Origin of the sequence: Micromonospora sp. NBC_00860 (assembly GCF_045207375.1) — a bacterium.
Classification (GTDB): Bacteria; Actinomycetota; Actinomycetes; order Mycobacteriales; family Micromonosporaceae; genus Micromonospora; species Micromonospora vinacea.
Genome location: NZ_CP108825.1, coordinates 3,927,493 through 3,947,861, shown reverse-complemented (window position 1 = coordinate 3,947,861; position 20,369 = coordinate 3,927,493). Strand labels below are relative to the sequence as shown.

Here is a 20,369-nt window from a genome sequence, read left to right as displayed (position 1 = left end):
CTGGCGGCTCGATTCAACTATTCATCATCACGTGATCAGGGGATATGGCGGACCTTCGTGTCCCCGCCGTCAGTTCGGGTACACGTACACGGAGGTCTGCCAGTCGCGCCCTATGGAGGTCCCCATGTCGCAGGGTCCCGACGAGGAGAACCCCAGGCTCGACGAGGAGATCCGAGAGGCCGAGCGGCGGCTCGCCGATCTGGCCACATCGTCGGACGACGCGCTGACCGACGATGACGCTCGCGCGCCGGACGACGCTCGCTCCGAGCAGAACGCCGACTGAGGCCACCGGAACCGGACGGCGGGCAAGATCCACTCGACTTCCGTGAAATTGCGGTGTTGGAGGCGGACTAACCCCGCGCTTTCACGGAAACCGAGTCGATCAATGTACTGGCCGCCCAATCGCCGCCAACAGGGCCTGCCCGGCGTCGTGCCGGACAGGCCCCGAGGGCGGGGTCAGCGTTTGAGGGTGAAGGTGAAGTCGCCGGAGAGCTTGCCGCCCAACCGGAACGCCGAAACGACCTTCCCCTCCGTGATCAGTCGGTCGACCTCGCCCCGGGAGAGACCGCAACCCTCAGCGATCAGTCGGGTCGGCCGGACCGGGATCCGCGCCGCGTTGCGGACCGCGACGTCGATCACGTCGAGGTCCAGGTGCTCCGATCCGCCGGTGTCGAGACGCCAGGCGTCGGTCCAGTCCAGGGCGAACCGGTTTCGGTGCTGAACGGCCGGCTCCTGGAGCAGTTCGGCGATCAGGCCCGGGTCGTTGGCGTGGAGCCGGTCCAGCAGTTCGGGTGGGATGGAGCGCACCGTCATCCGGTCCAGGACGGTGAGCTTCGCCGTCTCCCCGCACTCGATGCAGAGCGCGAGAAGCCAGACGTCGAGGAGCTTGTGGTTGGCGTTGACACGGAACTTGCCGCTCGCCCGAAGGCGTTGGGACGGGCACGCGTGGCAACGGCGTTGAACGATGGGCAGGCAGGTGGGCACGACGGCCCAATTTTTGAGCACAGAAGTACACCGGTTTCAGTGAGAAGTCCGCAGCAAAAAGGAGCGCGGCGCAGCTGCGCGACGCGCGACAGATCAGCTCTCGGGAGGTCTCACAGGGTGTACAACGGCACGTCCTTGCCTAGACGACCACGTTGCGCAGCACGGTAACGGCGCACGGCGGCGCCGTTCCACTGGTTTTCGCGTACGCGGCGGCCCGGCCGGCGGGACGTGCCGACCGGTCGGGTGTCAGGCCCCGGTCAGGCGGTCGGGACCGGCAGGACCACGCCCTCGGCCGCCGACCGGTGCGCCAACTCGATCAACTCGACGGTGTGCACCGAGTCCCGTGGGTCCACCGGCATCGGGGCGCCGTCGCGCAGCGCAGCCGCCACCTGGGCGTAGAAGCTCTGGTACGCGCCGGGCTCGGTCGGCACCGGCCGCAGGTCACCGTCGACGCCGCGCAGGCCGTAGCGCTCCGGCGGGACCTCGCCCCAGCCCGGCTGGTCCGGTCGGCCGCCGTCGTGCAGCGCCGCCTCCTGCACGTCCAGCCCGTAGCTGGTGTAGCCGGCCCGGTCGCCCAGCACGCGCAGGCGCGGCCCGAGTTGGGCGGTCACCGCGCCCATCCACAGGTGCGAGTGGACCCCGTTGGCGTGGGTCAACGCCACGAAGGCGTCGTCGTCGACGGCTGCGCCCGCGCGGCGACGGTCCACCTCCGCGTAGACGCGGTCGACACTGCCGAACAGCTGCACCGCCTGGTCGACGAGGTGGGCGCCGAGGTCGAAGAGGGCGCCGCCGGCCTCCTCCGGACCGGCAAGCTCCCGCCAGCCCGGCTTGATCGTCGGACGGAACCGCTCGAACCGGGACTCGAAGCGCAGCACCTGCCCCAACTCGCCCTGCTCGACCAGGCGGCGGACGGTCAGGAAGTCGCCGTCCCAGCGCCGGTTCTGGAAGACCGTCAGCGGCACCCCCCGCTCGGTCGCCTCGTCGATCAGCAGGCGGCCCTCCGCCGCGGTCGGGGAGAGGGGCTTGTCGACGACGACCGGCAGGCCGGCGGCGAGCGCCGCGCGGGCCATCGGCACGTGCTGACGGTTCGGCGTCGCCACCACGACCAGGTCCAGGGCGTCCGGGGTACGCCACAGCTCGTCGGCGTCGTCGACCAGGCGGGCGTCCGGGAAGTGCTGTCGGGCCTGCTCGCGCCGCTGCGGGTCGCGGGTAACGATGGCGTCGAGCCGCAGCCCGGGGGTCGCGGCGATCAGCGGCGCGTGGAACACCCGGCCCGCCAGCCCGTATCCCAGCAGACCAACCCGCAGCGCCTTCGCCATGCCATGCCCCCGTCTTCCTGGTCGGCGCCCTGACCTGGCGCCGGTACCGCTGAGAAGAATCTACGCCCGGGGCGGTCGGGCCCGATCTCGGCCCGTCAGCTCGCCGGGTCGGCGCGCAGGTAGGTGAGGACCGCCAACACCCGCCGGTTGGTGTCGTCGCTGGGCGGCAGGTCGAGCTTCAGCAGGATGTTGCTGACGTGCTTGCCGACCGCCGCCTCGCTGACGTGCAGCCGGCCGGCGATCGACGCGTTGGACCGCCCCTCGGCGAGCAGCGCCAGCACCTCGCGTTCCCGGGCGGAGAGCGCGGCGAGCGGGTCACGGGGGCGGTGCAGTAGTTGCCGGACCACGTCCGGGTCGATGGCGGTGCCGCCGTCGGCGACCCGGCGCAGCGTGTCGACGAACTCGGTGACCTCGGCGACGCGGTCCTTGAGCAGGTAGCCCACCCGTTGGCCGTCGCCGCTGTCCAGCAGCGCCGCCGCGTACCCGGTCTGCACGTACTGGCTGAGCACCACGACCGGGAGGTCGGGTCGCTCGGCGCGTAGCGCGACGGCCGCGCGTAGCCCGTCGTCGCGGCGGCCCGGCGGCATCCGGATGTCGGTCAGCACCAGGTCCGGGCGGTGGTCGCGGGCCGCCGCCAGCAGCTCCGGCGCGGAGCCGACGGCCGCGCACACGGTGAAGTCGAAGCGGGTCAGCAGGGCGACGAGACCCTCCCGCAGCAGCACCTCGTCTTCGGCGAGCACCACCCGGGTCACCGACGACATGGCAATTCCACCCGGAGCACTGTAGGCCCGCCGGGCGGGCTGGACAGCAGCAGCCGGCCGTCCACGGCGGCGACCCGGTCGGCGAGCCCAGTCAGGCCGGTGCCCCGGGCCGGGTCGGCGCCGCCGTGACCGTCGTCGGTCACCTCGACGACGAGGTCACCGCCGGCCCGGGTGAGGCGTACGTCGGCGCGGGTCGCCCCGGCGTGCCGGGCCACGTTGCCCAGCGCCTCGGAGACCACGAAGTAGGCGGTGGTCTCCACGATCTCCGGCAACTCGTCGTGCGGGTCGGCGTGCACGGTGACCGGGATGGTGGCGGCGTCGGCCAGTTCGCGTACGGCGCCGGCCAGGCCGAGGTCGGTGAGGCTCTGCGGGCGGATGCCGTGCACCAACTGCCGCAGCATCACCATCAGGCCCCGGGCCTGGTCGTGCGCCACGGCGAGCGGTCGGGCGGCGGGGGAGTCCTCGGGTACGTCCAGCTGGGCCAGCCCCAGTTGGAGGGTGAGGCTGGTGAGCCGGGGCTGTGCGCCGTCGTGCAGGTCGCGCTCGATGCGGCGGCGTTCGGCCTCGTACGCGCCGACCAGTCGGGTGCGGGAGCGGGCGACCTCGCGCAGCGCCGCCGCGTCCACCGGATGGGCCAGTGCCCACCGGGCCACGGCGGCCTGGACGGCGGCGAGCAGACCGATGGCGTACCAGAGCACCGGGATCAGCAGCACCCCTACTATCGCGTACGGAATGGCCTCGCCGGTGCTGTCGATCGGCTGCCAGATCACCACCGGCTGGTTGGCGTCGCCGGCCAGCCAGGGGCTGGAGATCATCCCGAGGTCGAGCAGCACCAGCACCAGGAACACCCAGTACGCGACCGGCGTGAACCCGCCCAGCCAGAACAGGTACGCCACCTCCCGCCAGGTCGCGGCGCTGCGGTAGCGGGCGGCCAGGCCCGGCCACGGCGACGAGGCCAACGGACGGCCGTCGACGAGCCGGACCCGCCACCGCTCGACGGCGGCCACCGCGAAGCTCAGGATCGGGGCCAACGCCACCAGGATGACGCTGCCGGTAATCAGGAACAGCATCAGCGCGATGCTCGGCGGTCGGCCGTGCTGCCGGAGCGTGCTGAAGACGGGCAGCATGGGGCCGCCGATGACGAGCAGCCCGACGGCGAGGAACCCGGCGATCGGCACTGTGGTGACCAGGTAGGCAAGCGCGCGCCAGGGCCACGCGGAGATCAGCCAGCGGCGGCGGCGTAGCGCCTCGGCCAGGTGCGAACTGTGTTCCGTGGTCATGCAGCAGACGCTAATCGGGAGCGACCGGGTGCCCCAGCCGTCCAGATCCACTCTTCGGGGTATGCCCAGCACTACCGACGGACGGGTGTGCGGGGTCCGGAAACGGGAAGAACGGGCCGTCGCGCGTCCCGCGTGACCTGTGCTGTCGGCGGCTGGAGAGACATGGGTGCCAGAACCTTCGTGGTGGTCGGCGGGACCAGCGGTCTCGGCCTAGCGGTGGCCCGACTGCTCGTCGACGAGCATCAGGTCGTGGTGTTCGGCAACGTGCCGGCCGAGGTCGCCACCGCGACCGACGAGCTGGGTTGCGACGGCGCCGTCTGCGACATCTCCTCCTACGAGCAGGTCCGCGACGGGTTCGCCGAGGTGGTCGAGCGCTACGGCACGATCGACGGGGTGGCGGCCTGCGCCTCCATGTGGGCGGGCGGCGAGCTGGGGGACCTGTCGGTGGAGCACATCCGCCGGGCCGTGGAGATCAACGTCCTGGGCATCACGTACCTGCTGCGGGAGGCGGTGCAGCACCTGCACCGGCAGGGCCACGGAAACGTGGTGTACATCGGCGCGTTGGCGCTGGCGGCACCCCGGCCCGGCATCCCCGTCTACCGGGCCACCAAGAGCTACGGCAACAGCCTGGTCGACTCGCTGGCCGAGGCCCAGCACAGCAACCGGGTCAAGGTGATGCAGCTACATCCCGGGCCGATGCCGACGCGGCTACAGGAACGGGTGGGCGCCGAGTTCCTGGACGAGGTGTTCGCCATGCCCGAACAGGTCGCCAGCGAGGTCGTCCGGCTGCTGCTGCTCGAACCCGACGACCTGTACGTCTCCGGTGAGCGCGTGCTGCGCGCGGACGGGCGGTGGTGACGGCCGCAGCCGGACAAGCCGACCGTCCGGCCTCGGCGTGGGCGCCCCTGCGGACGGCGGTCTACCGCAACCTGTGGCTGGCCCTGCTCGCCGCCAACATCGGCACCTGGATGCAGACCGTGGGCGCGCAGTGGCTGCTGATCAACCACTCCAACGCGTCCACCCTTGTCGCGTTGGTGCAGACCGCCAGTCTGCTGCCGGTGCTGCTGCTGGCGTTGCCCGCCGGGGTGCTGGCCGACAGCTTCGACCGCCGGCACCTGCTGATCGCCGTGCAGCTGTTCCTGGTGGCGGTGGCGGTGGCGTTGACGCTGCTCACCCTGACCGACCGGATGCCGCCGGCGCTGCTGCTCACCCTCACCTTCGCCTTCGGGGTGGGGCAGGCGCTGACTCTGCCGGCGTGGGCGGCGGTGATCCCGGAGCTGGTGCCGCAGGACCAGCTGCGGTCGGCGTCCGCGCTCGGTTCGATAAGCGTGAACGTGGCGAGGGCGGTCGGGCCCGCGGTGGCCGGCGTGCTGATCGCCCGTACCGGCGTCGCCCCGGTCTTCGGCATCAACGCCGTCGCCTTCGGGGTCTTCGCGTACGCGCTGTGGCGTTGGCGGCCCGGCAACGCCCGCGCGGTCGAGGTGCCCGAGCGGTTCACCGCCGCGTTGCGCGCCGGCAGCCGCTACGTACGCCACTCGCCGACCGTCCGCCGGCTGTTGCGCCGGGCGCTGGTCTTCGTGGTCCCGGCCAGCGCGCTCTGGGCGTTGCTGCCGTTGGTCGCGAACCGGCGGCTGGGGCTGGGCTCCGGCGGGTACGGGGTGCTGCTGGCAGCCCTCGGTGTGGGCGCCATCGCCGGTGGCGTGCTGTTGGCCGTGATCCGCACCCGACTGTCGGCGAACCAGTTGCTGCTGATCGCCGGGGCGCTGTTCACGGTGGCGCTGACAGTGCTCGGCACCGTGCGGTCGGTGCCGCTGGTGCTGCTCGCCCTGCTGCCCGCCGGGATGGCCTGGGTGACGGTACTGGCCAACGTCAACGCCGAGATGCAGCTCTTCCTGCCCAGCTGGGTACGGGCTCGGGGCCTGGCCGTCTACCAGGTGTGCTTCGCCGGTGGGCAGGCCGTCGGCGCGCTGCTCTGGGGGTTGGTGGCCGACATGGCCGGGCTGGTCCTCGCGTACCTGGCGGCGGCGGCGCTGATGCTTGTCGGCACCGTGACGAGTCGGATCTGGCCGTTGCCGGACCTGCGGTCGGTGAACCGGGAACCGGCGGTGTACTGGCCGCAACTGCACCTGGCGCACGAGCCCGACCCGGGAGTCGGGCCGGTGCTGGTGACCGTGCAGTACACCGTCCGGCCGGAGCGGACCCAACGGTTCCTGGCGGCGATGGACCTGGTGCGTGGCGCGCGGCAGCGGACCGGCGCGATGCGCTGGGGGCTGTTCCGCCCGGCCGAGACGGTGGACCGGTTCGTCGAGGTGTATCTGGTGCCGTCCTGGGGTGAGCACCTGCGCCAGCACGGCGGCCGGTTGACCGGTGAGGACCGCGCGGCCGAGCAACGGGCCCGGGAGTTGACCGACGGGGAGCCGGAGGTTCGACACCTGGTGCCCGCCGCCGCCGGCCCGACGCTGTCGGACGAGCGCGAGGCGCTCTGATTCCACACGCCCGGGCGTGAGCCCGGGAGCAGGCCGAGGCGGGCGTACCGCGTACGGCCGCGTTGTTAGGATGGCCGCACCATGGCGAGTGAGCGCAAGGCCACCGCGGACCCGGCCCGCAGCCTGGCCCTTCTCTGGCGCACCCGGGAGCCGACCAGCCGCAGCGCCGGTCCGGCGCTCAGCGTCGATCGGATCGTCCGGGCCGCGATCGACATCGCCGACGCCGAAGGGCTCGACGCATTGACCATGCGCCGGGTCGGTGAGGCGCTGGGGGTCGGCACGATGTCGGTCTACACCTACGTGCCGGGCAAGGCCGAACTCGTCGCCGTCATGATCGACACCGCGTACGGCGAGATGCCGCGCCCTACCGTCGAGGGCGACTGGCGCACCCGACTGGAACGGATCGCCCGCGACAATCTGGCGCTCTACCAGCGGCATCCCTGGATGCTGCGAGCCGAGACGACCCGACCGGTGCTCGGCCCGCACCTGATGGCCAAGTACGACTACGAGCTTCGCGCGATCGTCGACATCGGGCTCACCGATGTCGAGGTCGACGCGGTGCTCACCCTCGTGCTGGGTCACGTGAAGAGCGCCGCGCGGGCCGCCTCCGAGGTGGTCGACCTGGAGCGCGAGACCGGCATGACCGACGGCCAGTGGTGGCAGTCGCACGCGCCCTGGCTGGAGACGTTCATGACGGCCGACGCCTACCCGACCGCCTCGCGGGTCGGCACCGCTGCCGGCCAGCAGCACGGCGCCGCGTACGGCCCGGAGTACGCCTTCGAGTTCGGTCTGCAACGCGTCCTCGACGGGATCGCGGTGGTGGTCGCCGAGCGGGCGGCCAGCCGATAGCCGGCCCGGGTCTGCGGATCCGGCGAAGCTAGCGTGGTGCTGTCCGTCGGGCCAGCCGGGCCAGCGAGCGCGCCGACGGGCTGCCCGGCTCGGCGTGGTAGACGACCAGCGACTGGGTGGTGCCGCTGATCACGAGCTTCTCGTAGCGCAGCGCCAACTCGCCCAGCTCTGGGTGCTGGAACACCCGCACCCCACCGCCTGCGCGGGCGGTGACGTCGTGCCGGGCCCACAACCGCCGGAACCGTTCGCTGCCGGCCGTCAGCTCCTCCACCAGCTCGATGAGGCGGGGATCGTCCACCTCCGGGCCGATCTGTGCGCGCAGCCCCGCCACGGCGTTGGCGGCGACCGCTGTCAGGCCCGGGTAGAGCGCCGGCACGCTCGGGTCCAGGAAGACCGCGCGCAGCAGGTTCACCCCGACGGTGAAGATCGGTGCCAGCGCGGTCGCGGCCGGGTTGGCGAAGAGCACGTCCAGGTGCCGACCGTGCACGAAGGCGGGCGTCTCGGCCCACGAGCCGACCAACTGCCGGATGCCCACCGGCACCCGCTCCGATGGTCGCGCCGCGCGGCGGGCCGGCACCGGCCGGGCCAGGCTGTGCAGGTGCGCCGCGGCGTCCGCGTCCAGCATCAGCGCGCGGGCCAGGGCCTCGACCACCTGCGTCGACGGGTGCCGGTCGCGCCCCTGTTCCAACCGCAGGTAGTAGTCGGCACTGATGCCGGCGAGCAGGGCCGCCTCCTCGCGCCGCAGGCCGGGCACCCGCCGGCGGCCGTGCCCGGGCAACCCGACGTCACCCGGCCCGATCAGCTCGCGCCGGGCACGCAGGTATTCGCCGAGCGGGCCGGCCGTGCTCACCCGCCCATCGTAGGAGCCACCCCCGGCCATCCAGCCTGGTCCTGCCACTACCAGGAAAAACAGGGAACCGGCTAACCCCTGCCACCGGGGTGACAGTGTCGGGGTAAGCGTGATCGACAGACGGGACAGCAATGACAGAGCGCATCACCACCCCCTTCGGTTTCGCCTCGACCGCCGACGAGGTCATCGCCGGGGTCGACCTGACCGGCAAGCGGGCCATCGTCACCGGCGGTGCCGCCGGCATCGGCGTCGAGACGGCCCGTTCGCTCGCCGCCGCCGGCGCCGAGGTCGTGCTCGGGGTCCGCCGGGTCGCTGCGGGTGAGCAGGCCGCCGCCGACATCGCGGCCAGCATCGGCGCGGAGCGGGTCACCGTCCGCGCGCTGGACCTTGCCGACCAGACCTCGGTACGCCAGTTCGTCGCCGACTGGGACCAGCCGCTGCACATCCTCGTCAACAACGCGGGGATCATGGCGCTGCCCGAGCTGGAGCGCACCGCCGAGGGCTGGGAGATGCAGTTCGCCACCAACTTCATGGGGCACTTCGCGTTGACCGTCGGCCTGCACGACGCCCTCGCCGCGGCCGGCGGCGCCCGGGTGGTGTCGGTCAGCTCCAGCGGCAACCTCTTCTCCCCGGTGATCTTCGACGACCTGCACTTCGCGTTCCGGCCGTACGATCCGCTGCTGGCCTACGGGCAGTCCAAGAGCGCCGAGGCCCTGCTGGCGGTCGAGGTGACCCGCCGCTGGTCCGGTGAGGGCATCTACTCCAACGCGTTGAACCCGGGCGCGATCGCCACCGGCCTGCAGAAGCACACCGGTGGGCTCAAGTCGCCCAAGGAGATGCACAAGACCCCGCAGCAGGGCGCCGCCACCTCGGTGCTGCTCGCGGCGTCCCCGTTGCTGGACGGCGTCGGTGGTCGCTACTTCGAGGACTGCGCCGAGGCCCCGGTCGTCACCGAACGGCCCGCCGACTACAGCGGCGTGGCCGCGTACGCGGTCGACCCGGGCAACGCCGAGCGGCTCTGGACCGTGGCGTCCGACCTGATCGCCCACCGCGGCGTCACCACCGGCCGCTGACGACGACGGCCGGGCTCGGCGGAACCGACCCGGGCCCGGCAGCCCGGGTGGTACGACTGGGGCGGCGGTGGCAGCTGCGGGCCGGGGAAGGATGGCGATGGCGGGCAGGCTTCCGGGACGGCTGCTGCTCCGGCGGGAGAACCCGGGCAAGGCGTCGTTCCTGGAACTCTTCTTCGACCTGGCGTTCATCTTCGCGCTGACCCGGTTGTCCCGGGCGCTGCTCGACGACCCCAGCTTCAACGGTGGTCTCCAGGTGCTGCTGATGCTGGCGGCGCTCTGGTGGGTGTGGTTCGTGACCGCCTGGTCGGCGGACTGGTTCGACCCCCGGGCTCCGCTGATCGTCACCCTGCTGCTCTGGACGATGTTCGGCGGCCTGCTGATGGCCGCGGCCGTACCCACAGTGTTCGACGGACACGCCATGGTGTTCGCCGTCGCCTACGTGGCCATCCACCTGGGTCGGGCGGCGATCCTGATCCCCGCCCTGCAGGGGCACCCGCTACAGGTGCGGAGCCTGCGGGTGGCTGTCTGGTTCGCGATCTCCGGTGTGCTCTGGGTGGTCGGGGCGGCCGTCACCCCGGCCCGGGAGGTGCTCTGGGCGCTCGCCCTCGTCATGGAGTACTCCCTGGCACGGCTGCGCTGGCCGTTCCCGTGGCTCGGACGCAGCACCTGGCCGGAACTCCAGGTGAACGGCAGACACCTCTCCGAGCGGTACCAACAGATCTTCATCATCGCCCTGGGTGAGCTGATCCTGATCGCCGGTGTCACCTACAGCGGGTCGGGCCTGGACCGGGACAGCACTGTGGCCTTCGCCCTGGCGTTCGTGACCGCGGTGGCCCTCGCCCGGCTCTACCTGGTGCCCGCCGGCGGGCGGCTCGGCGCCAGAATCGAGGCGGAGGGCCCGCCCGGCAGCAAGTTGACGCTGATGGCGGGCTACCTGCACCTCGTCATGATCGCCGGTGTGCTGGCCACCTCGGTGGCCATGGAGATGACGATCGACCATCCGGGAGAACACGAAACGGGGCAGACGATCGTGGGCGTCATCGGCCCCGCGTTGTTCCTGACCGCCCGGATCCTGCTCGCGGCGGTGGTCGACGGCAGTTGGCCCTGGGCGCGTCTGGTCGGTGTGCCGGCCATCATCGTGGGCGGACTGGCCACCGTGCGGTCTCCGCAACTGGTCAACAGCGCCGTCGTCGCCGGGGTGCTGCTGCTGATCGTCCTGTTCGACGCGATGCCGGCACTGCGGCGGTTCATCCGCCAGCCCGGGGAGAGCTCCGCACCCAACCAGCGGCGACACGGATAGCGCCCCCCGATGCCTGAGGGAAGACCGCAGCACGGCGACCAACCGCGACGACACGACGTGGTGGAGTTGCGGGTGCACGGCGTGTCCGGGGCGGAACCCGCCGTAATCCTCGACCAGCCGCAGGTCCGACAGGTCGCCGGCGACGACAGCGGGGGCTTCCACCGTGCCGCCCGGTCGGACGGCGTCGGCCCGGACGGGCTGACGTTGGAGGCGTACCGCTGGGGTGACCTGCCCTCGGGCACCGTCGGCCGGACCCTCGCCATGGTCTTCCTGCTGCCGTTCATGCTCAGCAACGTGGCCGTGTGGATGCGCCCCACCGGCCGCCGCCGCGCCGCCGCGGTCAGCGTGCTGTGTCGGCTCCTCGCGCTCAACCTCACAGTGCTGTACGTGGTGTCCATCGCGGGAGTCGCCCTCGACCTGCTCGCCTGGCGGTGTCTCGGTGCGGCCCGCTGCCGCCCGCCCTTCGACACCATGGCCGGGCTCGACGGCCGGCACGTCGGGCAGCGGCTGGCCGTGCTGGCGCTCCTGCCGATCGTCGCCATCGGGGTCCTGCGTCTCCTCGGCACCCGTCGGTCCGGCCCGGCCGATAATCCACTGTGGGCAGTGGAGCCGCTGGTGCACCGGCTGCGCGCCATCCACGTCGCCGCCGCTCTCGCCGTACTCGATGTCGTGTTGCTCACGGCCCGTCGCGCCAGCGGCGCGACGTTCTCCACGACGCTGCTGCTGGCGCTCAGCGCGGCGGTGCTGCTGGTCTGCGTCGGTCTGCTCGCCGTCCCTGGGATGATCGACCGCGCGGCGACCGCGCGGACTGCCACCTGGGCCGCCCGCACGGCGGGCGCGGTGGCGGTCGCCCTGACCGTGGCGACAGTGGTCGCCGTGGCCAGCGACCGGCGTGACTGGTCGTCGGCAGCCGGGCTTCCCGGCTACGGCGGGATCGCGGGTGGTGCGCTGTTCGGCCAGATGGTGTTGCTGGTGCTGCTCAGCGGGGTGGTGCTGTGGCAGCACGGTCGGGTGGGCGGCAGGTCCGCGCTGCCGGGTGGCCTGGGCGCGGCGGTCCTCGCTGCCATCGCGGTCGGCCTGACCGGCGCGCTCTCCGCCGGCCTCGTCTACCAGACGGGGGAGATGCTCGGCGGCTACCGCGCTGACGGTGGACCACCGTCGCCGTACCGCTGGACGCTGCTGGCCTTCTTCCTGCACGTGGTCGCGGCGGTACTGCTGTGCGGCGCGCTGAGCGTCGTGTCGCTGCGGCGCCGGCGGCGTGCGGCGGCGGCGATCACCACCCGTGACTTCCCGATCGTGCCACCGGAGGCCGTCGGTCGGCTGCGACTGACGACGAAGACCATCACCCGGGCACGGTTCACCGAGTGGTTGGGTCCGCTGGCCGCCACGTACGCGGCGCTCGCGGTGGTCGGGCTCATCACGAGCCTGGTGGGGCGCACCGGACGCGAACCGGAGGAGGTGGCGCGACGGCTGCTCGGGCTGCCGGCCGTAGCCGTCCAGATGGGGCTCAGCGGGGGCACCTCCCTCCTGGCCGCGTTGCTGCTCGCGCTGTTGACCGGGGGCGTGTTCGCCTATCGGACCGCCTGGTTTCGACGGCACGTCGGCATCCTGTGGGACCTGGGCACCTTCTGGCCGCGGGCCGCACACCCGTTCGCGCCGCCGAGCTACGCCGACCGGGCCGTGCCGGAACTGGCCGACCGGATCAGCCAACTGACCGAGCGGCACGTCGGGGTGTTGCTGTGTGGGCACAGCCACGGGTCCGCCCTGCTCGCCCTCGCGGTGCTGCGGCTGCCCCCGCGCGTACGTCAACGGGTCGCGCTGCTCACCTACGGGTCACCGCTGGATCGCCTGTACGCCCGGCTCTATCCGGCCTACCTCAACGAGGAGGTGCTGCGAGAGGTGGGGGAGCGGGTCGAGTGGCGGTGGCTCAACCTCTGGCGGGACACCGACCCGGTCGGCGGCTGGGTCTTCGCCGCACACCGCCCCGGCGACCCGGCCCCGGATCCGGCCGATCCGGCCGGGCAGGTCGACAGGCGGTTGCGGGACCCGGCACACCTGCTGCCCGCACCGGGGGAGCAGTCTGCGCCGCCGCTACGGGGGCACCATCCGGGCGAAGCCGACCCCGAGTTCCGGGAGGCGGTGCGCGAACTCGCCGAACGCCTCCGTGGTCGGGGTTGAGTCGTCGAAAACGCTCAACGGTCCTCCGCCAGCCGTTCCGACTCCGCGACCACCGAGCGGATCTTGCGTAGCGTGGCATCGGGGGCGTGCACCGCCGTCCGCCACCGGTCGAGCGTGCGGCTCAGCACCCGGACGAGGAACTGCAACTGGTTGACCTGCTCGCGCAGCAGCCCCAGCTCCGATCGAGCGTTCAACGCCTCGTTCTCCAGCTCGGTGATCCGCATCTGTAGCGGCTGGACCAGGGTCAGGGCGGCCTCGGTGAGGGTGTCGGCGGCGTCGGCCTTGAACTTGCCGCGCTGGGCCACGACGGTGGCGATGGCAGCCAGACCGGTGGTGCCACCGAGAACGCCGAGCAGGCTGAGCAGCACCTGCACCCAGTGTGGTGCTTCGGGCGTCGGTGCGGAGATCACGTCACACCCTCCACGACCCGTCGGTGCGCCGAGCACTGGTGGCCCTTGGCGAGGCAGCGCAGATCGATGGCGATCTGGGCGGCCCGCCAGAACGACCCGGCCGGCACCGCGGCGATCAGCGACGCGGCGACGATTCCCTGTTGGCCCGCGACCGCCACCAACGCCACCGCATACATGCCGGTGATGGTGCCGAGCATCAGGACGGACGCGAGTTCGACGCCGAGGCCGGTGGAGAGCCGGCCAGGCCACAGGATGCCCAGGAGGCCGCCCAGGCCGACGACGACCAGGGCGACCTCCCAGCCGACCTGGATGGGTTCCGGCATGGACAGCTGGACCGACGTCGGTCGGACGTCCAGCACGAGCAGCAGCACACCGCAGATCGGCGTCGTGACCAGCGCGGCCACCTCGAACGGCTGGTGCTTGGCGCGGATACGGAGATTTCCCACGGCAACTCCCTGGTCGAGAACCAGCACTCGTCCGCCAGCGGCCGGTGGGCCGGGTACCGCGTTGAGTTTTACGACCGAGCGTGCGGTCTGCGGTGAAGCCCGTGGTGGCCGTGCGTGCGAACGATCGATGGTCGAGGAGATGGGCGACGTGCCGTCGTTGGCTGCCGATATCTGCCTGTGTATCACCGACGACCGGTTGTCGTCCACCCGGTGTAAGTCGCATTCCCGCAGGTCAGCGCCGCTATTGCTGTCGTCTTCGAGCCGTGGGGCGGCGACCCGGTCACGCCGCCAGCCTGGTGACTGTCAGTGTCGGATATCTTGCCCAGGGCGACGGTGGGCCCGGTCGCCGATCGATCAACGGGTGAGCAGGGTGCGCAGCGCCCGGAGCACCTCGGCCGGCGCCTCCTCCGCCATGAAGTGCCCGCAGCTGACCGTCTGGTGGTCCAGATCCGGCGCCCAGGCCCGCCACACCGCCGCCGCGTCGTAGCCCAGCGCTGCGCCCCAGTCCTGCTGGAGCACCGTCACCGGCATCCGCAGCTGGTTGCCGGCCGCGCGGTCGGCGGCGTCGTGGGTCACGTCGATCCCGGCCGACGCCCGGTAGTCGGCGACGATCGAGGGGACGGCGTCGCGGGAGGCGCGCAGGTACGCGGCCCGCACCTCCGCCGGCAGGGCCTCCGGATCACGGGTCCAGACGTCCAGGAAGTGACCGAAGAAGGCGTCCGGGCTGGCGGCGATCAGCTCTTCCGGCAGGCCGGGCGGCTGCGCCATCAGGTACAGGTGAAACGCCACAGCGGCGCTGGCGCCGTGCAGCACGTCCCACATGTCCAGGGTGGGTAGCACGTCGAGCATGGCCAGCTGACTGATCGCCGCCGGATGATCGAGGCCGGCGCGGAACGCGACCAGCGCACCCCGGTCGTGCCCGACCAATGCGAACCGGTCATGACCGAGCGCGCCGGCCAGCGCCACCACGTCGGCGGCCATGGTGCGCTTGGCGTACCGGGCGCCGTCGGTGTCGAGGGGCTTGTCGCTGTCACCGTAGCCGCGCAGGTCGGGGCAGATGACCGTGTGGTCGGCGGCCAGGTCGGCCGCGACGTGCCGCCACATGAGGTGGGTCTGCGGGAAGCCGTGCAACAGTACGACCGCCGGCCCGGAACCGCCCACGGCGGCGTTGAGCGTCACCCCGTCGGCGACGGTGACGCGTCGGTAGTCGAATCCGTTGATCTTCGGGTCCACGGGGAACCTTCCTGGTGAGGAGTGCCGGCGGGGGCGGTGGCCCGCCGCCGTCGTACCTCACCGAGCCTGCCCGGCGGTGATCAGCGGCCGGTCAGCGTCGGATCAGTGCCGGCCGAGCCACGGGCCTAGATTGGTCCCATGACCAGGCAGCTGACGGCACCCGTCGCGGTGACCTTCGGCGTACTCGGGCCGGTGACCGCCGCGACCGAGCGCGGCCCGGTCCCCCTGCGGGGACACCGGCAGCGCCTGGTCCTGGGCCGGCTGTTGATCGCCCACGGTCGGGTGGTGCCGGTGGACCGTCTCGTCGACGACCTGTGGGAGGTCGCACCGGACGGCGCGGTGGGCGCGATCCGGACCTTCGTCGCCGACCTGCGCCGGGCCCTGGAACCGGATCGGCCACCCCGGCAGCCGCCCCGGCTCCTGGTCACCGAACCGCCCGGGTACGTGCTGAAGGCCGCCCCGGACGCGGTGGACGCGGGACAGTTCGAGGCGGCCGTCGGGGAGGCGGCCCGGCTGCTGGCGGCGGAACGTCCCGGGCCGGCCCTGGCCGCGCTGGACGCGGCGCTCGGGCTCTGGCGCGGCCCCGCGTACGCCGACTGCGCCACCGAGTCCTGGGCGGTCGCGGAGATCAACCGGCTGGACGAGCTGCGGATGCTCGCCGTGGAGCGGCGGGCCGAGGCGCTCCTGGCGCTGGGTCGACCGGACGAGGCCGCCGCGGACCTACCGGCACACCTGACCAGCCATCCGCTTCGGGAGGACGCCTGGCGGCTGCTCGCGGTGGCCCGGTACCGCGCCGGCCGGCAGGGCGACGCGCTGGCCGCGCTGCGGGAGGCCCGCCACGTCCTGGTGACCGAGCTGGGTGTGGACCCGGGGCCCGAGCTGCGGCGGCTGGAAGCCGACATCCTGGCCCAGGCGCCGCACCTCACCCCGCCCCTCGAACGGGCCGCCACCCCCGGCCTCGAGGAACCCGTTCGGCCCGTCGAGGCGGGACAGCGCCCGTTCGTCGGCCGCGACGCGGAGCTGGCACGGCTGCGGCGCGCCGCCGAGGCCGCGTCCCGACGCCGTCAGCCCACGCTCGCCCTGCTCAGCGGCGACCCGGGCGCCGGCAAGACGTCGCTGGCCGAGGCCCTGACCCGGCGACTCGCCGCCGACGGCTGGGCCACCGCGTGGGGGCGCAGCCCGGAGTACGAGGGCGCCCCGCCAGCCTGGCCGTGGACCCAGATCACCGACGCGCTCGCCGGGCCCGCCGCCCCCGTCGTCACCGCCGCTCCCGCCTCCTCCGTCGTCACCGCCGACCTGGCCGACGGCTCGGTTGAACCGGCCACTGTGCGGTTTCGCCGGCACCGTGCGGTGGCGTCGCTGCTCTCGGCGGTCGCCGACCGGGAGCCGGTCCTGCTGGTCCTCGACGACCTGCACCGCGCCGACGGTGACACCCTGGACCTGTTGACCGCACTGCTCACCGGCCCGCAGCCGGCCAGCGGCCCGATGCTGATCCTCGGCACCTACCGGGCCACCGAGATCAGCCCGGAGCTGACCGCCACCCTGGGCCGCGCCGCCGGGCTGGAACCGGTCCGGGAGTACCTTGCCGGCCTGCCCGCGTCGGCGACCGGTGAACTGGCCGGCGCCATCGTCGGGGCGGACCTGGACCCGGCCACCGCCCGGTCGATCCACCAGCGCAGTGGCGGCAACCCGTTCTTCGTCCGCGAACTGGCCCAGCTCTACGCCGGTGCGGGGGAGGCGGCGCTGGCCGCCGTGCCACCCGGGGTACGCGACGTGATCCGGCACCGGTTGGCGCAGCTGCCCGCCCCCACCCGTACCGTGCTGCGGCAGGCGGCCGTGCTCGGCCGGGACCTCGACCCGGACGTGCTGGGCGCGTTGACCGGTGACCCGACGGCAGCGCTGGACGCCGTGGACCGCGCCCTGACGGCAGGGTTCCTCACCGAACGGGAGTCCGACGGGCGGCTGCGCTTCACCCACATCCTGGTCCGCGACACGCTCTACGCCGACCTGTCCGCGTCGCGTCGCGCCGCCTGGCACGCGGCCGTCGCCGAGGTGCTGCGACAGCGGGAACCCGTCGAGCCGGCTGCCCTCGCGTACCACCTGCTGCGCGCCGGTGGGCCGGTCCACGCCGCCGAGGCCTCGACGTACGCCCGGGTGGCGGCCGAGCGGGCCGAACGGGACGGCAACCCGCACGAGGCGGCCCGGCTGTGGGGCCAGGCGATCGCCGCGTACGACCGCGCCGGCGGGGTCGAGCCGCACGGGCGGGTGACCGCGTTGCTCGGCCTGGGGCGGGCGCTGGCCGTGACGGGCCGGCTGGCCGAGGCGCGGCGACGGCGCGCCGAGGCGATCAGCGTCGCCGAGTCCACCGGCGACCCGGTGCTGATCCAGGAGGCGCTGGCCGGCTTCGACGTGCCCGCCAGCTGGACGCGCAACGACGACGACCTGCTCTCCGGGCACATCGTGCGAGCCGCCGAACACGCCCTGACCGCGCTCGGCCCGATCCACACGGCGCAGCGCAGCCGGCTGCTGAGCACCCTCGCGCTGGAGCTGCGCGGCACCAGCACCGATCGTGGCCGCCGCGCTGCCGACGAGGCCGAGACGATCGCCCGCGGTCTCGGCGATCCCGGGCTGCTGGCCTTCGCGCTCAACGCCCGCTTCATGCACGCCTTCGACCGCGTCGGTCTGGCCGACGCGCGGGCCCGGATCGGCGTCGAACTTGTCGACCTGGCCGCCCGGCACCACCTGGTGACCTTCGAGGTGCTCGGCCACCTCGTCCTGGTCCAGGCCAGTTGCGCGCTGGCCGATCGGTCCGCCGCCGACGCACACGCGCGCGCCGCCGACCGCCTCGCGCAACGGTACGAGCTGCCGTTGGTCGACGTCTTCACCCGCTGGTACGCCGCGCTGCGGCTGGCACTCGACGGCGACTCGGACGCGGCGGCACAGGCGTACCGCTCGGCGGCCGAGGGCGTGAGCGCCGACGGCATGCCGGGGCTGACCCAGGGGCTGCTCCCACTGGCCCTACTCGGCCTGAGGCTGGCCGACGCTGTCGACGTCGACCGGCCGGCCACCGGGCCCGATCGGCTGATCACCGTTCGTGGCGCGGACGACTGGGCCGACCTGGACTGGGGTCCGCACGAACCGTGGGTCCGGCCGTTGCTGCTGCTCGCCGACGGCGACCGGGAGGCCGCCGCGGCCGCGCTGCTGGCGCTTCCCGACGAGCCGCACGATCTGCTGCGCGAGGTGCGGCTCTGCCTCGTCGGTCGGGCGGCGCGCGCCCTCGACGACCGGGCCACGATGACCCGGGTCCACGCCGAGCTGCTGCCGGCAGCCGAGGAGCTGGCCGCCGGCAGCGGGGTGCTCACCGTCGGCCCGGTGGCCGGGCACCTCGCCGACCTGGCAGCCGCCCTGGGCCGGCCCGAGGAGGCGGCCGAACACCGTCGTACGGCCCGTGCGGTGACCGCGCGCGCCCGCGCCACCGACTGAGCCTCGCCCGCGGACACCGCGACTTGCCGGTTTCCGCCGGAACCCACCGGCCGGTGGGGTCAGATGGAACCACCGGCGTGTCCACCGTCGGCATGGTCCGAGGGGGTGTACGCGTGGAGGCGCTCATCCTGATCGTGGTGCTCGGCGTCACCGTCCTGGTCGGCACCACCCTCGGCGGTCGGTACCGGGTCGCCCCGCCGGTCCTGCTCATCGTGTTGGGCGTGCTGCTCGGGCTCACGCCGCCGCTGTCCGAGGTCACCCTGGAACCCGACCTGGTCCTGCTGATCTTCCTGCCGGCGATCCTGTACCGGGAGAGCCTCACCATCAGCCTGCGGGAGATCCGGGCCAACCTGCCGGTGATCGGGCTGCTCGCCGTGGTGCTGGTGGTGCTCACCATGGCCACGGTGTCGTTGGCCGCGCAGGCGCTCGGGGTGAACCCCGCCGCCGCCTGGGTGCTCGGCGCGGTCCTCGCGCCGACCGACGCCGCCGCGGTCACCGGCCTGGCCAAGCGGCTGCCCCGGAAGCTGCTCACCACCCTGCACGCGGAGAGCCTGGTCAACGACGGAACCGCTCTGGTGGTCTTCGCGGTGGCAGTGGGTCTGCTCAGCCACAGCGACAAGCCGGGTGTGCTGGGCATCGGCGAGGAGTTCGTCGGCGCCAGTGTCGGCGGCGTGGTCGCCGGGCTGCTGGTGGGGGCCGCCGTGGTGCTGATCCGCAAGCGGCTCGACGATCCGCTGCGCGAGGGCGCGCTCAGCGTGCTGACCCCGTTCGGCGCCTTCCTGCTCGCCGACTCGGTGCACGCCAGCGGTGTGCTGGCGGTGGTGGTCGCCGGCCTGGTGCTGGCCTACGCCGGCCCACGGGTGATCCGCGCCCGGTCCCGCGTGCTGGCGTACGCGTTCTGGGACCTGTCCACGTTCCTGATCAACGGCGGGTTGTTCGTCCTGCTCGGCACGCAGATTCCCCGGGCGGTGCGGAGCATCACCAGCACCTCGCCCGAGCGGGCTCTGCTGATCGTGCTGGTGGTGACAGTTGTCGTGATCGGCACCCGGCTGCTCTTCATCTACCTCATCGCCCAGTCGGCGCGGTTGCGGCGCCGCCGGATGGTGGACGACGACGGCCGAGGTCCCTCCGGTTGGCGGGTGGGGACCGTCGCGGGCTGGTCCGGTTTCCGAGGCGCGGTCTCGCTGGCCGCGGCCCTGGCCGTCCCGACGGTGATGGTCGACGGTCGACCGGTGGTCGAACGGGATCTGATCATCTTCGTCACCGCGCTGGTGATCGTGCTGATCATGCTGCTCCAGGGCACCACACTGCCGTTGGTCGTGCGCTGGGCCGGGCTGAGCGGCGACCCGGAACGCATCGACGAGGCCCGCAATGCCCGGAGGCGGGCCACCGAGGTGGGCCTGGCCGCTCTTCCCCAGGTCGCCGCGGAGATCGGTGCCCAGGATGAATCGGTGCGTCGGCTGGAGGCCGAGTACCGGAGGCATCTGGAGGACCTCGACGAGAGCTGTGGGAACACCGCCGAGGAGCGCCGGCTGGAACGCCGACTGCGCCTCGGCGTCCTCGCCCACAAGAGGCGGGAGGTCACCCGGCTGCGCGACAACCGGGAGATCGACGACCTGGTGCTCCAGGAACTGCAGTCCGCGCTGGACAACGAGGAGATCCGGCTGTTGGGGCGCGGGCCCAACGAGTGATTCTCGGCGGTCGTCCGACCGCGCGG

Annotated in this window: 17 protein-coding genes; 9 read left to right on the top strand and 8 right to left on the bottom strand. The window is 72.9% G+C overall.

Features of this window, described 5'->3' with window-relative positions; translation table 11 throughout:
* The first annotated feature begins 124 nt into the window (after positions 1-124).
* Entirely contained in the window at positions 125-283 is a 159-nt protein-coding gene (locus tag OH804_RS18060) for a hypothetical protein (protein ID WP_167492920.1), read from the top strand.
* A gap of 173 nt (positions 284-456) precedes the next feature.
* Here OH804_RS18060 and OH804_RS18055 read toward each other — a convergent pair whose 3' ends face one another.
* The 4 genes from OH804_RS18055 to OH804_RS18040 form a co-directional block, all read right to left on the bottom strand.
* Positions 457-1,005: a DUF1062 domain-containing protein gene (locus OH804_RS18055; protein WP_406058280.1), complete on the bottom strand. Its 549-nt coding sequence runs from the start codon at positions 1,003-1,005 to the stop codon at positions 457-459.
* A gap of 236 nt (positions 1,006-1,241) precedes the next feature.
* Positions 1,242-2,303 (bottom strand): Gfo/Idh/MocA family oxidoreductase, encoded by a 1,062-nt coding sequence (locus OH804_RS18050; RefSeq protein WP_406058278.1) that lies wholly within the window; start codon positions 2,301-2,303, stop codon positions 1,242-1,244.
* A gap of 95 nt (positions 2,304-2,398) precedes the next feature.
* Positions 2,399-3,064: a response regulator gene (locus OH804_RS18045; protein WP_406058276.1), complete on the bottom strand. Its 666-nt coding sequence runs from the start codon at positions 3,062-3,064 to the stop codon at positions 2,399-2,401.
* Positions 3,052-4,344: a sensor domain-containing protein gene (locus OH804_RS18040; RefSeq protein WP_406058274.1), complete on the bottom strand. Its 1,293-nt coding sequence runs from the start codon at positions 4,342-4,344 to the stop codon at positions 3,052-3,054. Before OH804_RS18040 ends, OH804_RS18045 begins: the two co-directional genes overlap by 13 nt.
* 162 nt (positions 4,345-4,506) lie before the next feature.
* Between OH804_RS18040 and OH804_RS18035 the strand changes: the two genes are divergently transcribed.
* From OH804_RS18035 to OH804_RS18025, 3 genes are all read left to right on the top strand, one after another.
* Positions 4,507-5,202, top strand: coding sequence for an SDR family oxidoreductase (locus OH804_RS18035; protein WP_196922028.1), 696 nt, complete (start codon positions 4,507-4,509; stop codon positions 5,200-5,202).
* On the top strand, positions 5,196-6,830 hold the full coding sequence (locus tag OH804_RS18030) for an MFS transporter (protein WP_196922029.1): 1,635 nt from the start codon (positions 5,196-5,198) through the stop codon (positions 6,828-6,830). Before OH804_RS18035 ends, OH804_RS18030 begins: the two co-directional genes overlap by 7 nt.
* 81 nt (positions 6,831-6,911) lie before the next feature.
* Positions 6,912-7,679: a TetR/AcrR family transcriptional regulator gene (locus OH804_RS18025; RefSeq protein ID WP_196922030.1), complete on the top strand. Its 768-nt coding sequence runs from the start codon at positions 6,912-6,914 to the stop codon at positions 7,677-7,679.
* A 28-nt stretch (positions 7,680-7,707) separates the two neighbouring features.
* On the opposite strand, the gene OH804_RS18020 is transcribed toward OH804_RS18025, so the two are convergent.
* A complete protein-coding gene (locus OH804_RS18020; RefSeq protein ID WP_406058271.1) occupies positions 7,708-8,529 on the bottom strand; it encodes a helix-turn-helix domain-containing protein in 822 nt (273 codons plus the stop codon).
* 131 nt (positions 8,530-8,660) lie between these two features.
* On the opposite strand from OH804_RS18020, the gene OH804_RS18015 reads away from it, so the two are divergent.
* From OH804_RS18015 to OH804_RS18005, 3 genes are all read left to right on the top strand, one after another.
* Positions 8,661-9,602: an SDR family NAD(P)-dependent oxidoreductase gene (locus OH804_RS18015; protein WP_406058269.1), complete on the top strand. Its 942-nt coding sequence runs from the start codon at positions 8,661-8,663 to the stop codon at positions 9,600-9,602.
* A 97-nt stretch (positions 9,603-9,699) separates the two neighbouring features.
* Positions 9,700-10,902 (top strand): low temperature requirement protein A, encoded by a 1,203-nt coding sequence (locus tag OH804_RS18010; protein WP_406058267.1) that lies wholly within the window; start codon positions 9,700-9,702, stop codon positions 10,900-10,902.
* A 9-nt stretch (positions 10,903-10,911) separates the two neighbouring features.
* The gene (locus tag OH804_RS18005; protein ID WP_406058265.1) at positions 10,912-13,080 is read left to right on the top strand and encodes a hypothetical protein; all 2,169 of its coding nucleotides are present in this window, start codon (positions 10,912-10,914) and stop codon (positions 13,078-13,080) included.
* 14 nt (positions 13,081-13,094) lie between these two features.
* Here the strand turns inward: OH804_RS18005 and OH804_RS18000 are convergent, their stop codons facing one another.
* The 3 genes from OH804_RS18000 to OH804_RS17990 all read right to left on the bottom strand — a co-directional run bounded on the left by OH804_RS18000 (position 13,095) and on the right by OH804_RS17990 (position 15,169).
* A complete protein-coding gene (locus OH804_RS18000) occupies positions 13,095-13,490 on the bottom strand; it encodes a hypothetical protein (protein ID WP_196922035.1) in 396 nt (131 codons plus the stop codon).
* On the bottom strand, positions 13,487-13,936 hold the full coding sequence (locus tag OH804_RS17995) for a hypothetical protein (RefSeq protein ID WP_307788634.1): 450 nt from the start codon (positions 13,934-13,936) through the stop codon (positions 13,487-13,489). Before OH804_RS17995 ends, OH804_RS18000 begins: the two co-directional genes overlap by 4 nt.
* 354 nt (positions 13,937-14,290) lie before the next feature.
* Positions 14,291-15,169 carry an alpha/beta fold hydrolase gene (locus OH804_RS17990; protein ID WP_406058262.1) on the bottom strand — a complete coding sequence of 293 codons (879 nt, stop codon included), beginning with the start codon at positions 15,167-15,169 and terminating at the stop codon, positions 14,291-14,293.
* A 138-nt stretch (positions 15,170-15,307) separates the two neighbouring features.
* Between OH804_RS17990 and OH804_RS17985 the strand changes: the two genes are divergently transcribed.
* Together OH804_RS17985 and OH804_RS17980 are read left to right on the top strand one after the other, a co-directional pair.
* Positions 15,308-18,652, top strand: a complete 3,345-nt coding sequence (locus OH804_RS17985) for a BTAD domain-containing putative transcriptional regulator (protein WP_406058260.1) — start codon at positions 15,308-15,310, stop codon at positions 18,650-18,652.
* Positions 18,653-18,765: 113 nt separating this feature from the next.
* Entirely contained in the window at positions 18,766-20,343 is a 1,578-nt protein-coding gene (locus OH804_RS17980) for a Na+/H+ antiporter (RefSeq protein WP_196922038.1), read from the top strand.
* Positions 20,344-20,369 lie beyond the last annotated feature (26 nt).

Excerpts from the sequence above, each read along its gene's own strand:
- OH804_RS17985 (WP_406058260.1), top strand. The coding sequence starts at position 15,308 with ATGACCAGGCAGCTGACGGCACCCGTCGCGGTGACCTTCGGCGTACTC.
- OH804_RS18050 (WP_406058278.1), bottom strand. The coding sequence starts at position 2,303 with ATGGCGAAGGCGCTGCGGGTTGGTCTGCTGGGATACGGGCTGGCGGGC.
- OH804_RS18005 (WP_406058265.1), top strand. The coding sequence starts at position 10,912 with ATGCCTGAGGGAAGACCGCAGCACGGCGACCAACCGCGACGACACGAC.
- OH804_RS18015 (WP_406058269.1), top strand. The coding sequence starts at position 8,661 with ATGACAGAGCGCATCACCACCCCCTTCGGTTTCGCCTCGACCGCCGAC.
- OH804_RS18025 (WP_196922030.1), top strand. The coding sequence starts at position 6,912 with ATGGCGAGTGAGCGCAAGGCCACCGCGGACCCGGCCCGCAGCCTGGCC.
- OH804_RS18045 (WP_406058276.1), bottom strand. The coding sequence starts at position 3,064 with ATGTCGTCGGTGACCCGGGTGGTGCTCGCCGAAGACGAGGTGCTGCTG.
- OH804_RS18040 (WP_406058274.1), bottom strand. The coding sequence starts at position 4,344 with ATGACCACGGAACACAGTTCGCACCTGGCCGAGGCGCTACGCCGCCGC.
- OH804_RS18010 (WP_406058267.1), top strand. The coding sequence starts at position 9,700 with ATGGCGGGCAGGCTTCCGGGACGGCTGCTGCTCCGGCGGGAGAACCCG.
- OH804_RS18060 (WP_167492920.1), top strand. The coding sequence starts at position 125 with ATGTCGCAGGGTCCCGACGAGGAGAACCCCAGGCTCGACGAGGAGATC.
- OH804_RS18035 (WP_196922028.1), top strand. The coding sequence starts at position 4,507 with ATGGGTGCCAGAACCTTCGTGGTGGTCGGCGGGACCAGCGGTCTCGGC.